This window comes from Pseudomonadota bacterium (assembly GCA_039193195.1).
Taxonomy (GTDB): Bacteria; Pseudomonadota; Gammaproteobacteria; order Steroidobacterales; family JBCBZW01; genus JBCBZW01.
Map to the genome: position 1 here is coordinate 79,122 of JBCCWS010000006.1, position 13,905 is coordinate 93,026.

The following is a 13,905-nucleotide window of genomic DNA, read 5'->3' on the forward strand; positions in this document are numbered from 1 at the left end:
TTAGAGCCGGAAACCGGCCGCGGCAAGGGTGCGCACCGTGTCTTGTACGGCACCCTCGATGATCGCCAGATCGTCGTCCGTGTGCGCTGACGAGAGGGAGCCGCAGTCGCCGCGCAGGTAGACGCCCCGTTCCAGGAGGTGCAGGCGCAGGAGCGGGCCGAGATCACTGCCGCCTAGGGGTACGAAGCCGAAGCGCGAGGCGAAGTGGGTCATCTGCAGGGGTGCGCCCTCGGCTTGCAGCCAGCCGTTGATGCGCTCGCACAGGTCTGCCGTGCGCGCATTCAGCTGCCGCTGGAATCCGGGACCGAGCCGTTCGAGTTCGCCGAGCACCGCACACGCGGCTGCCATCGTGAGCGGGTGGCCACCGAAGGTGCTGCCGGCAGCGATACGATCGCCCGCCAGCTCCCCGCCTGACGAGCCCATCCACGGACCTCCGTCGATACGGTCCATGAACTCGCCCCGTCCGGCCACGGCTCCCACGGGCAGGCCATTGGCCAACGGCTTGCCGTACACCGCCAGGTCCGCATCGATCCCGAAGACCCCCTGGCAGCCGCTGGGGTGCGCGCGTAGACCAAACACGGTCTCGTCGACCACAAGCGGCACGTCCAGCCGCGATGTGAGCTCGCGCAGGTGCGTAAGGAACGTGGCGGGGTCATCGCCCAAGCGCACCGCCAGCTGGCTCTGCACAGGTTCGACGAGCACCGCCGCGATATCGCCCCCATTGAGCGCGATGGCCTCCAACGCACTCGCTTCGAGGTAGTCGAGTACCAGCACGTCACCCGCAAGCGCCTCGGGAATCCCCGGCGGCCGTGCGCCGGGATCGAAGGGGTTCGGCGCGTACTGCATCTCATCCGCATTGCCGTGGTAGGCCCCGCGGAAGACGACCACCTTGCTGCGGCCAGTCGCGGCGCGGCAGGCGCGGACCGCCACGATCACCGCCTCCGTCCGTGTGCCCAGCAACGCCACGCGCTCGGCGGGAATGAACTGCTGTAGTCGCGCCGCGGCTTCGCCAGCCCTCGGCGACGGTGAGCTCAGGGCGAAGCCCTTCTCGATTTCCTTCGTCAGCGCGTCGCGCAGGAAGCCAGGCGCATGGCCGAACAGCGTCGCGCCGAAACTCATGGTCAGGTCGATATAGGCGTTGCCATCCACATCGTAGAGGCGCGCGCCCTCGGCACGGTCCGCGAAGACCGGGTAGGCCACGGCGCGCAGGGAGTCGCGGTAGCCGGCCACGAAGCGCTCATCGGCCCAACGGTCATGATAGGTTGCGATCAATGATCGAGAGCCTTTGGTCCGAGACTGGTGACGCTGAGTAAGCGCGTCCAGGTAACGCTGCTCTTCGGGCGAGAGCGATGACAGGGAGTCGTAGCGCAAAGCGTCCGCCGCAGTGAGCGGCAGCGTCGCCAGCGGCGCGTCGGGATCGCGTGCGGCGGCCTCTAGCAACACCTGGGCGTGCTGCAGGCGCAGGAGCATGCGGTCCCGATCGAAGAGCTCGGCACTGGCCTCGAGGAAGCCGACGATTTCCTCGCCATCGTCCAGTAGGGACAAGGTCAGATCGGTGCGCGCCGTCAGCCAGTCGACGTGCAGCCCCTCTACGGTCAGATCGCCCAGGCGGCCTTCGGGGCGGTCGAGAAAGCGCTTGTAGGTGAACATCGCCTGGAACACCGGCGTACGCGACAGATCCTCGGGCAACCCCAGGGCGTCGACCAGGCGTGTGAACGGCACCTCGCCGTCGGCGTGAGCTTCGAGGGCGACGCGGCGGACCCGTAGCATCAATTCGCGGAAGCTCGGGTTGCCCTCCAGGTCGATCGGTAGCACCAGGAAGTCGTTGAAGGGTCCAACGAGTTGCTCAGCTGCGGGATGACGTCGCCCGGCACTGGAGGACCCGATCCGCAATCGGTGCTGCCCCGAATACGCGTGCAGCCACACCGCGTATAGCGAGAGCAGCGCCATGTAGAGGGTGACCCCGGCGGTGCGCGCCAGCTCCCGCACCTTGGCAGTCAGGCCTAGCGGTATGCGGACCGGCAGCACGATCCCTTCAAAGGTCTTCACGGCCGGTCGTGGATGGTCGGTGTCGAAGGCCAACGGCTCGTTGGGCCCTAGGAGCCGTGCGCGCGCGGTGGCCAGACGTTCCACCGCCTGCTCGCTCGCGAGAAGCTCTCCCTCGAAGGCGACGAGATCGTCGTAGCGCAAGCGGTTGTCGACTTCATCCTCGGACGCCACCGAGGCGCCCGTGCCTGCCGTTGCCGCTAGGTAGTGCTGCTCGATATCGCGCAACATCACCTCGCGCGACCAGGCGTCGAACGCCAGCTGGTGGCAAACGACTATCAGCACATGGTGTTCGGGCTCAAGGCGAAGGAGGGTCGCACGCAGGAGCTGACCCAACGCCAGATCGAAGGGTTCTGCAAAATCCTCCTCAGCCCGCTCGCGTACCGCATACTCGCGCGCCAATGTGCTCCGATCGCTGAGATCCACAAACGACAAGGCTACCGTCGTGGGCCGCAGCACCCTTTTGCGCACACGCAGGGGCGATAGCTGCTGCACGTCGAAGGCTGTGCGCAGCGGTTCATGTCGCGCTTGGACCACGTCGAGGGCTGCCTCCAGCGCCTTCACCTCCAAGGGGCCGCGCAGGCGGCGCGCTGTGACCGTGTGGTAGAAGCGGTGCGTCGGCGGCACCTGCGGGTTGAGCGTGAACAGGCGCACCTGCGCCGACGACAGCGGTCTCTCCTGTGGCAGTTCGCCGCGGACCGGCGCGATCGCGAGCGCTGAATCCTCCACACCTACTGCCTCCACCCACGCGGCGAGCTTGGCAGGGGTCGCCTGTTCGAACAGCTTCACCACGGGAATGTCCCGGCCCAACACGCTGCGTAGCTGCGTGGCGACGCGGATCGCCGCCAGGGAGTGGCCGCCGAGTTCGAAGAAGTCCTCGTGGGCGCCCACGGTGTCTCGTCCCAGCACGCGGCCCATCTCATCGGCGATGAGCCGCTCCATCTCCGTGCGCGGCTCGACCGCATCGCGCCCGCCGCTCGCCAGATCTTGCGTGGGCTCAGGCAGCGCCCGGCGGTCGAGCTTGCCGTTCGCGCTACGCGGCATCTCGGTCAGCGGGACGAACAGGTCGGGCCGCATGTAGCCCGGCAACTCGTCCGCCAGCCAGACCTGCAGCGCCTCGAGCGAACCCCCGGGGGTGAGCACCACGTACGCGATCAACCGCACTGCACGTCCATCCGCGCCCGTCTGCACGCGCACGGCGGCGCTGCGTACCGTTTCGTGCCGCGCGATCGTCGACTCGATCTCGCCGAATTCGACGCGGAACCCACGCAGCTTCACCTGCGTGTCGCGACGCCCGACGAACGCGATACTGCCGTCCCCTCGCCGTCGCACGAGGTCACCAGTCCGGTAGCTACGACCGCCATCGCTCGCATGGGCATCGGGCAGGAAGGCCTTGGCGGAGCGCTGCGGATCTGCCAGGTAGCCGTGGGCGAGGCCGGCGCCCGCGATGTGCAGTTCACCCACAATACCGGCGGGCAGGCGCCGGCCGGCGCGGTCGAGCACCTCCAGACGCATGCCTGGCAGGGCGTGACCGATCGGCGGCAGTTCCTCCCATCCGTCCGGGTCGCCCTCCAGCCGGTGCGCGCACACCACGTGTGCCTCCGTGGGGCCGTACTGGTTGTCCAACACTACCCCGGGCGCCTGGGCCAACCAGCGTCGCATCGCTGGAGAGACGCGCAAAGCCTCACCCGCTGTCACCACCTCCCGCAGCGACCGGCTAGCCTGCGCCCGGCCGGGCGCGGCCTGCGCGATCGCGTCGAGCATGATGCACGGCGCAAACAAGCGCGTGACACCTTCGGCGTCGATAAGTTTAAGGATTTCGTTAGGATCGCGTCTCTGGGCCCGATTTGCGATGACCAGACGCCCCCCTGCAGCGAGTGTCGACAGCAGCTCCTGGAAAGCGACATCGAAGCCGACCGGTGCCAGCGCGAGGGTGACAGCACACGCCTCGGCACCCGAGCGTGCGTTTTGCCACTCGACGAGGCGCGCCAGCGTGTGGAGAGGCAACGCGACGCCCTTGGGCGCGCCGGTGGAACCCGACGTGAACAGCACGTACGCAGCTCGGGAGAGCGTGTTGTCTTGCATCGATCGTTGCAGCTCAATGCTATCGTTATTATCAGGTGCTGGATCATCCAGCAGCAAAATCGGCACAGACGCGCCCGTCGAGGCCGGAAGTACTACAGAAGCCAGGGCTTCACGAAAGGTACTGCTGGCCAACACTGCCGCCGGCGCGGCCGTCTGCAACATCCGCCGGCGTCGCCCCGCGGGCTGCTCAGGATCCAGTGGCACGCAAGTGGCGCCGATGTGAAGCACCGCGAGCAATGCCTCGACGAGATCGATCCCGGGCTCGGCTGCAACCGCGACACGATCCCCCGCCTCGACCCCCGCTGCGTGCAGCTGCCGCGCCCGCGCACGTACCCGACTGGAGAGCTCTGCGTAGCTCACGCTGACATCGTCGCAGGTCAAGGCGACGGCGTCCGGCTGGGTGGCGCCGTAGTGCAACACCCGAGGCAGGGGATCGCGTGCGTCGCGCAGCGCCTCGGTCGCGGCTGACGGCGCGGTGGCGTCCACGCCGTCGGCCAGCGGGACCCGTAGGGGAGACTTGTCGAGACAATCAGGTAGCGTCTGAAGCACGCGCGCGAACAGCTGCACGGCGCAGGCCACCGCCTGAGGGTCCGTCCCCGTACCCCCGAGCCCCTGCACGGCGATACCCGTTCTTGGCGAGACCATGAGCGTGAACGGATAGTTCGTCTTCTCGTAGTCCCCGAGCTCGGTGATGCGCAGCCCGCTGAAACGGCCCGCGGCCTGCTCCAGCGTGGCCAGAGGCGTATTGCCCACCACGACGATGCTGTCGAACAGCGAGGTGTCACCCGGCAATTCCGCCAAGCCGCGCAATTGAGTGAGCGGTGTGTGTTCGTAGCGCCGATCTTCGGCTTGGCGACGCTGCAGATCGCGCAGCCACTCGCGAAGAGTGGGCGACGCGCCAAGGTCGGCGCGCAGCGGCAGCGTCGTGAGGCACATGCCCACGGTCGGCGTCGCCTTCGCGCCAGCGATCGCCGTCGCCGCGGCCGCATCGCGCCCGCTCGAGGTCACGCCGAACAACACGTCGCTGCGCCCACTGAGGCCCGACAGGGCAATGGCCCAGGCCCCAAGGGCCATGGTGCCGAGGGTCACCCCCGCCTGGCGTGCTGCCGCCTCGACGCGCTCGGCTGCTTCGGCGTCCAGGGTGACGGCTTGCTTAGCTACCGCGGTGGCTTTGTCCCCATCGCGCGAGGCACGGGCCATCACGCCCGCGTAGCTTGGGGCCGTGAAGTCCCCGAGGCGTTGGCGCCAGTGTTCGGTCGCCGCTGTCTGGTCCGCCGCCATCACCCGCCTGACGTGGGTCGAGAACGGCACCGAGGGTGGCAGCGACAGCGGCTTGCCCTCGCGCGCTGCCGCCACTTCGAGCAGCAGCTCGCGCGAGACCACCGGCACGGACCACCCATCGAGGAGGATGTGGTGGTAGGTCACCATGATGCGTTGGCGCTGCGCGCCTAGGCGGTAGCGATGCAAGCGCACGGCGGGCGCGCGCGTGAGGTCGAAGCCCGCGCGCCTGTCGGCAGTCAATATCTCCCCTAGGCGCGCTGCCTGCTCAGCCGCCGCGAGTCCACTGAGGTCCTCATCCACCACCGGCGTTCGCACGCGGCGGTGAACCATCTGGTAGGGACGCTCTAGGCCCTCCCAGTGGAAGCTCGTGCGCAACACGCCGTAGCGCGCGGCTACGCGCTCCCAGGCCTGGGCGAGCTCGGTCGCGTCCAGTTCGCCCTCCAGGGTCCACCACAGCTGCTGCACGTAGGTGCCTGTGCCCGGGCTGGCGAGCGTGTGAAAGAGCATGCCCGCCTGCGCCGGGGTCAGCTCATAGATGTCCTCGACGTCGGGGGAATTCGTCATGAGGCGTCTTCCTCGCGTCGCTCATCGTGCGTCGCCGTCTGCGCGAGGGCCAACAGGCGCTCTAGGTCATTGGCATTGATCTGGGTGGCACTCACGGCAGTGGGAGCGTCGCCGCCATTCGCTTGCCTCTCCGCCGCAGCAAGCTCGCCAGTGTCGATGGGGGCCGGGCTCTCGTCGCAGGCCCGAACATCCGTGGGCACATCAGCCTCGACCGTCACCGCCGTGCGCTGCAGGATCGCCGCGGTGTTCGCCGCGAGCTCGGCAACCGAGTCGGCACGATGCACCTGTGGCGAGTAGGTGATCGCCAGGTGCACGCCCGGCGCGGACGAGGCATCACGGACCACGTCGATCTCCAACAAGGGATGGCGCCGTGCCTTGGGGCAGGACCACGGCGCAGGCACGGGCGCCCTCAGCCGTGACCAGCCCGCGACCTGATCGCCGATCGCTGGGCACTCGCGCACCAGCACCTCCGCCGCCTGATCGTACCCGTCGAGCATTCCGTCGACCGCGGCGTCCAGCGCTGCCCGCACCGTTTCCACCGTGGGCGGCCAGGACCCAAGCGCGGCATTGACCTGCACATCGACGTACCGGGTGTAGGCCCCCACGGCGCCCGTCGGGTACGCCACCGCGTCGCGCTCATCCACGGCCACCGCGAGGGTCGCCTGGGCCACCCCTTTCCACTCGCCGACCACCTCGGCAACCGCTGCCACCAATACCGGGAGAGACTCGGGCTCGCACGCCAAGGGCTGGCTTAGCGTCGCTACGCCGCCCGCACGCGCCTCGCCGAGGGGCATGTCGCGGGGGAGCTTGCTGTCCGTGTGGCGATTCGTCGTCGGCGCGGGCGCCTCCAGCGCTCGCAACAGCGACGCGTCGGCGTGCTCAGCGAAGCACCTGGCGCCAGGATCCGCGCCGGCGCTATCGGGGGTGGCAACCTCAGCGGCCGGGGCGTCGGCCGAGGCCGCGAGGTGAGCGATGAGATCACCGAGCAGCGGCTCAACGGACCATGCGTCAGCGACAAGACCGTGCACGAGTACGGCCAGCTCAACCGCCTCGTCCGCCTCCAAGCGGATGGCGGCGGCGACCGGGCCTGCCACCGGGTCCAGGGTCCGCGCAATCTCACGAAGCACGTCAGTGCGGGTGCGCTCGGGCGATAGGGTGTGGGTGGCGACGAGCCACGAGGCCTGCGCTTCGCTCACCAGGCGCTGCACCCAATCGCCTTGGGCGTGCGCGGCGCGAAGGCGCAGACACCCGTGGCGCCTCGTGCAGGCGTGGGCCGCTGCCGCAAGGGCGGCCTCACTGAGGGCCCTGCCCTGCGCCTCGTCCGGCGCGGCAAGCCCTACGTGTACGGGTGCCCCGCCAGCGGCCAGCCATCGGCGTTGTTGCGTTGTCCACGATACGATGCGACGCGGGCGCGCCGAGCCCCTGCGCTGCACCGACGCCACAAGCGCCTCGGGAGTTCGCGCTTCGTTCAGGGCCCGAACGTACTCCGTAGGTATCACCCGCGTCGCCGTCTCATCGTCGGACGCGCCCGCCGCCGCCGCACCGTGCTCGCCCTCCACCGGACGCAGCACCGCAGTGAGCGCACCGACGGTTTGGCTCTCGAAAAGATCCGCGGGATCGACGCCGAAGCCGGCCTCCTGCAGGAGCGCGAGCACCTGCAGGGCCTGCAGTGAATCGCCGCCGAGTTCGAAGAAGTCATCGTTACGACCGATCTCGGCGATCCCCAGCACCTGCTCCCAGATCTGGGCCACGGACTGCTCAAGATCGCCCGCTGGCGCCACGTAGGGCGTGGAGCGCATCGCAGGTGCCGCCTTCGCGACGGTCTCCGGTGGGCTAACCGCCCCGTCGGTCGCCACCGTGTGCGGCTCGATCGCCGCGGGGGTCGCACTGCGAAGGCCGAACAGATCCGCCCCCGGCACCGGATCGACCCAATGGCGCTCCCGCGCGAAAGGATAGGTAGGCAACGGCACACGACGGCCGCGCCCGCCGGCAAGTGCCTGTGCGAAATCGAGCTTGGCGCCACGCAACCAGAGCGCCGACGTCGCCTGCGTCAGCGGGTCGCCGCCGTTCGCATCCCCAGGCAAGGTGGGGACCACCGACAGCTCGCCGTGACGCGCAGCCAGTGTCGTCAGCGCCCGTCCGGGGCCTGCCTCCAGACCGATCGCGTCCGTCGCCTCCACAAGGCTCGTGAGCGCATCGGCGAAACGTACCGGCGACACGAGTTGCGCCGCCCAGAAGGCCGGATCCTGCGCTTGCTCGGCGCTCATCCAGCGCCCCGTGTGGGCGGAGACAATAGGCGTGTTCGGTGGCTGTCGCTCAACGCCCGCGAGCGCGGCGTGGAAGGGCTCGACGGCGGGCGCCATCGCCGGCACGTGGAAGGCGTGAGAGGTCGGCAGTTGACGGTACCGCACGCCCTGCGCATCGAGGAGTGCAGCGAAGGCGGTAATCGAGGGCTCATCGCCTCCGACCGTCACATCAGTCGATCCGTTGACTGCGCTGACGTGAACGTCGGGGCTCTCCTCTCGTGCCAGCAGGGCCTCCACCTCGTCCCGCCTAGCGCGCACGGCGAGCATGTTGCCCTTCGGTTGGGCGGCCAGCAGCTGGCCCCGCAGTGCGACCAGGTAGGCCGCATCCTCGAGGGTGAACACACCGGCGTGGGTCGCCGCCACCAGCTCGCCGAGGCTGTGCCCAAGCAGCGCGCCCGGGTGGACGCCGCGTGCGGACCACGCCCGCGCCAGGGCCAGTTCGAGCACGAACAGCGCCGGCTGGGCGCACTCCGTGCGCGCCAGCAGCGCTTCACCGTCGGCCGCATGGGGATCCAGCAGCAGCGTGCGCAGGCCCTGCGGCACATCCACTCCCACGCGCGCGAGCGCCGCTTCCATCGCCTGCAGCACCTCCTCGAAGGCCTCGCGAAACACCGCGTCGCTGGCGTAAGGCTGCGCGGCCATGCCGGGCGTCTGCGCCCCCTGGCCGGGGAACAGGAGGGTCACCGATGCATCCCGCGCCAATGCAGTGCGGCTATGAACGTGCTCAGGTCGTTCGCCGCGCAGGGCCCGAATCGCCTCCTGCCGATCGACACACAGGACCGCGCGGCGCAAGGCGTGCGCTCGACGTCCCGTCGCGAGGGTCCAGGCGACGTCGTCCAGCGTCAGGTCCGGCCGTCGCTCCAGCTGATCGGCGAGCGACGCGCCGATCTGCGCGAGGGCCTCCTCCCGGTGCGCCGACAGGGTGAGCCAGGTCAACCGCGCCTCGTCGGCGAGCGCTGTCGCCGCCCGCGCCGGCGCTGGCGGTGGCCCGCCGAGCACGGCGTGTACGTTGGTGCCCCCGATGCCAAAGGAACTCACGCCCGCTCGGCGCTGTGGCGGGGGCCGTGTCAACGGCTCGCACGCTGTGACCACCTTGAAGGGTGACTGCTCCAGAGCCAGGCGGGGATTGGGCTGCTCGAAGTGCAGCGTCGGCGGTACCTCCCCATGGGACAGGGCGAGCACGGCCTTGATAAAGCCCGCCACTCCGGCCGCGGCGTCCAGGTGACCGATGTTCGACTTCACGGTGCCGAGCCAGGTGGTGCCGCGCAGTGCCTGCTGCCCGCCGTAGGCCTGCGTCAGGGCGGTGACCTCGATGGGGTCGCCGATGAGCGTGCCGGTGCCGTGCGCTTCGACGAAGTCGATCTCCTGCGGGGCGACGCCGGCGCGGGCGAGCGCGTGGGAGATCACGCTGGCCTGGCCCTCGAGACCGGGCGCCGAATAGCCCGGCTTGCCGGCGCCATCGTTGTTCATTGCCGAGCCGAGCAGCACCGCGTGGACCGTGTCACCGTCGGCGCGCGCATCGTCCAGGCGCTTTAACACCACCATGCCGAGGCCGCTGCCGAAGACGGTGCCGGCCGCCTGCGCATCGAAGGCGCGGCAGCGACCGTCGGGCGAGTTGATGCCGCCGGGTTGATAGCGGTAGCCGCGGCCCTGCAGGGCGTTGACCGTGACCCCGCCCGCCAAGGCCACGTCCGCATCGCCGCTGCGCAAGCTCTGGGCGGCGAGGTGCACGGCGACCAGCGAAGACGAGCAGCCGGACTGAACGGTGACGGCGGGGCCGTCGAGGTCGAGATGATAGGCGATACGCGTGGCTAGGTTATCGATCCTGTTCGCGTGGCGCACGGCCGTCGCGCCCACGCTGGCTAGGAGCGCCGGCGAGGTGGCGAGATTGGTCAGGAAGTAGCTGCCGAGGCCGGCGCCCGCGAACACGCCCACACGGCCCGCCTCGCGGCCCGGGGCGATGCCCGCATGCTCCATCGCCGTCCAGGCCAGCTCCATCAGCAAGCGGTGCTGCGGATCCATGATCTGCGCTTGGCGCGGCGAGATCGAGAAGAAGCTGGCGTCGAACAGCTCGATGTCATCGAGTACAGGACTCGCCGCCACGTAGCGCGGGTCATTCAGCAGGCGCTCGTCGACGCCGGCGGCACGCAGGGCCTCGGTGTCCAGTCGCCGAACGCCGTCGCGCCCGCTGCGCAGGTGCTCCCAGAACGCGTCCACGGTGGGCGCTTCCGGGAAACGCGCCGCCAAGCCCACCACGGCGATGCGAGCGTCCGTGGCATGGGCGACGGGCGGCGTGACGACGCTTGCGCGGCCTGACGAAGCTGTGGGTGCCCCGTCCGAGGCGGTACGTGGGCCCGCGGCGGGCTGATCACCGATCCACCGCGCCTGCGCCGCCACCGTGGGATAGCGGAACAGTTCGGTGATCAAAATCTCTCGCGCGAAGCGGGACTCGAGGCGACTCATGAGCTGCACGAGCAGCAGCGAGTGGCCGCCGAGGTCGAAGAAGTTGTCCTCCACGCCAACGCGCTCGAGCCCTAGGAGCTCCGCCCATATCGCCGCGATATCGCGCTCGACGCGCCCACGGGGCGCCACGAAGTGCGTCTCTAGATCCGGCCGCTCCGCCTCCGGGGCCGGCAGCGCCTGGCGATCGATCTTGCCATTCCCGGTCAGCGGCAGCGTGCGCAGGAACACCCAGTGGCCGGGCCGCATGTAGACGGGCAAGTGGGTTCTCACCCACTCGCGCAGCGCACCGGACTCGAGCCGTTTGCCGGTCGACGGCGCGACCCAGGCAGCCAGACGCAGATCGGCGCCGGTCTGCTGGCCGGCGGGCCCCACGGCCACCTGAGCGACGTCCAGGTGCGCTGCGATGACCGCCTCGATCTCCTCGGGCTCCACGCGAAAGCCACGCACTTTCAGCTGGAAATCGGTACGCCCGAGATAGGCCAAAGCGCCATCCGCGAGACGGCGTACGCGATCGCCCGTGCGGTACATACGCGCCCCGGGGGCCTCGGCGAAGGGATCCGGTAGGAAGCGGGCGGCCGTCAAGACAGGCCGATTGTGGTAGCCCTCGGCAACGGTAGGCCCGCCGATGAAAAGCTCGCCGACGACCCCGTCGGGCACTGGCCAGCCGTAGCGATCCAGCACGTAGAGCCGTGCGTGCCCCAGGGCGTGGCCTATCGGCACGGCGCCGGCCGCCTCGGCGGACCCCGCACGGGCATCGCCCACCACCGCGCCGACGGTCGTCTCCGTGGGACCGTAATGGTTGAGTACGGTGGGCACGGTTTCGGCGACACGGTCCACCAGTGCACGCGGCAAGGCCTCTCCGCCACACAGCAGCACCTGACGCGGCAGGATCGCCCGCTGCGTTTGCGCGTCACCGGCGCCGTCGAGGAGCGCGCCCAGGTGTGAGGGGACGATCTTCAGGACGTCCAAGGGTGCCTCACGCAGAGCGTCTCCCAACACCCGCGCGTTACCCATGGCCTCTTCGCCGAGCAGGCGGATGGTGCCGCCGCTCACGAGCGGTGGAAACAGGGTCGTGTGCCCGAGGTCTGCGGCGAGCGTCGACAGGTTGCCCCACCGCGCGCCCGCCCCCACGTCCACCACTTGCTCGATGGCGCGGACGTATTCCGCCAGCTGGCGATGGGTCACGACCACCGCCTTCGGCGTGCCCGTCGACCCGGACGTGTAGAGGAGGTACGCAGGCGCCTCACCGGACGGCAGCGGCAAACTCGCCTCGTGGGACCTATCGGTTGGGATCGGTGCCGGCGGCACGCCATCCAGTGCGCGTTGGGGCCATTCGCCCGGAATTCGCGTGGTCAGCAGGGACTCGGTGAGCACGATCGCCGCGCCAGCGTCCTCGAGCCGAGCGCGCAATGCCGCTTGGGGCAGCGCCGGATCCAACGGTAGGAAGGGCGCACCGGCGCGCATAGCGCCGAGCATGGCCGTGATGGCGTGATGCGTTCGCGTCAGGACGATCGCGACGGGGCGGGTCGCACTGGCGCCGGCGGCGCGCAGCTCCGCGCCCAGGGCCGCGCTCGCCGTCTCGAGTTCGCCGTAGGGCACGCTCTGCGTATCGTCGACCACTGCGGGCGAGGCGGCGTGCTGGTCCGCCGCGGCGAGGAATCGTTCCAGGAACAGGGGCGCGTCAGCGATGTCAGCGGTCGGCGACGGCGCGGATGGCTCGACTAGCGGATACTCGCAAAGGCGTGCGCCGATGCCCTGGCGGTCGACGGCGCGCAGCCACGTCGCAAGACTGGCGGTCAGCGCCTCGACGGCCGCCGGTGCCACGCGCGCGACATCGATCTCGAGCGCCAACTGCGGCGCGTTGGCGGGTCCGCCGTCCACCAGGAGTAAGGTCCACGGCGCGTCCGTCGCCGCGACACGCACGTGCTCCACGACCCCGCCGCAACCCCCGAGGTCCGCATCGACCCAGGCGAAGGCGGGTAAGGCCGTAGGGCCGTCGCCTGGTCGCCACCCCTGATTGCTGTTCACGGGCCGCTCGCGGTAGCCGAGTTCGTGCTCGCGGGCTTGCTCGAGGGACGTGGCTAACGGTAAGGCAAGGTGCGCGATGGCATCGTCGCCGGCGATTCGTACGCTCACCGGTAACCACCGCGCGAGGGGCCCGAGCAGCGGCGCCAACTCGTCCATCGCCTCGCGTCCGCTCGACGCCACGCGAAGCGCGGGCTGTGCGGTGGATCCCGTGCGCGCGAGGAAACCCAGGAAGATAGCGATCCACATCGCCTCGGCGTCTTCCGCGGTCTCGCCGACGCGCGCCACGAGGGTCGGCGGCAGTGGGATCACAAACCGTTCGTAACCGCTCCCGCTGGCATCGGCGTCGTCGGTCGGGGCAACTCGAGGCCACGGCGGCGGTTCACCGCTCGGCTCGGCGAAGTACGCCCGATCCGCGCGTGCCTCCTCGTCGTCCTCGTCCTCCAGCCACTCGCGGAAGAAGGTGGATGCGCCGAACCAGTCGAGCGCCTCCTCATCCTCCACCTCGGGCACTGCCTCCGGTGCGCAGAGCGCCCCCGCGAGCATGACGGCGGAAGGCGTGTCCAGGGCGAGGGCTGAAGCGGTGATCACCAGGCGAACGCCATCGTCGCCGCTCACGCGCACCACGCGCAGCGGGAGCTCGCGCGTCAGGTCGAAGGGTTGCTGCCATTGCTGCGTGGCCGCCTGCTTCACATCGCCGTTGGGTAGATCGATGACCACGCCGTCGGCGGCTGGATCCACACTCCCCGGCGCCACGCAGGTCTGGAGCGGACGCCGCGCGCCCGCCCGCGGCACCAGTCGCAGGCAGAGAACATGGTGGTGAGCGAGGGCAAGCCGCACCCGCTCGATGAGCGTCTCCAGACCCAGCGCTTGCGCCGGGCGCACGATCAGCTGCACGCGCCCTACGCCGGCGCGGCTGTAGCCCGCCGCGATCGTTCCTGCCTCACCCGAGGCGTCCGCCGCGGGCTCAGCCAGGGCGATCGCATCGACCGCCTGTTCCTGCTGTGGCGAGAGCCAGTACCCGCTGGTCATGCTCATGGCGAGGTCTCCGGCGCGATCACCTGCCCGTCCGGCCCACGCATGCGGCCCATCGCCACGATGATGCGACGCTCACCGGTGAACGGATTGCGCCCGT

General features: G+C 69.8%; 3 protein-coding genes (1 of these 3 cut by a window edge). All 3 read right to left on the reverse strand.

The annotated features are described in order from the left end of the window. Tightly spaced (each overlapping or abutting the next), the 3 genes in view from AAGA68_08085 to AAGA68_08095 form a layout consistent with a single transcriptional unit that may run on beyond the window. Positions 1 to 5,976, reverse strand: coding sequence for an amino acid adenylation domain-containing protein (locus AAGA68_08085; protein MEM9385008.1), 5,976 nt, complete (start codon positions 5,974 to 5,976; stop codon positions 1 to 3). Continuing rightward, the gene (locus tag AAGA68_08090) at positions 5,973 to 13,808 is read right to left on the reverse strand and encodes an amino acid adenylation domain-containing protein (protein ID MEM9385009.1); all 7,836 of its coding nucleotides are present in this window, start codon (positions 13,806 to 13,808) and stop codon (positions 5,973 to 5,975) included. The genes AAGA68_08085 and AAGA68_08090 overlap by 4 nt, the downstream gene beginning before the upstream one ends. Further along, positions 13,805 to 13,905: the 3' portion of an amino acid adenylation domain-containing protein gene (locus tag AAGA68_08095; protein MEM9385010.1), read on the reverse strand. The gene runs 8,728 nt beyond the window's last position; the window shows 101 of its 8,829 coding nt (coding positions 8,729–8,829); its start codon lies off the right edge, out of view — the gene reads right to left on this strand; the stop codon is at positions 13,805 to 13,807. The genes AAGA68_08090 and AAGA68_08095 overlap by 4 nt, the downstream gene beginning before the upstream one ends.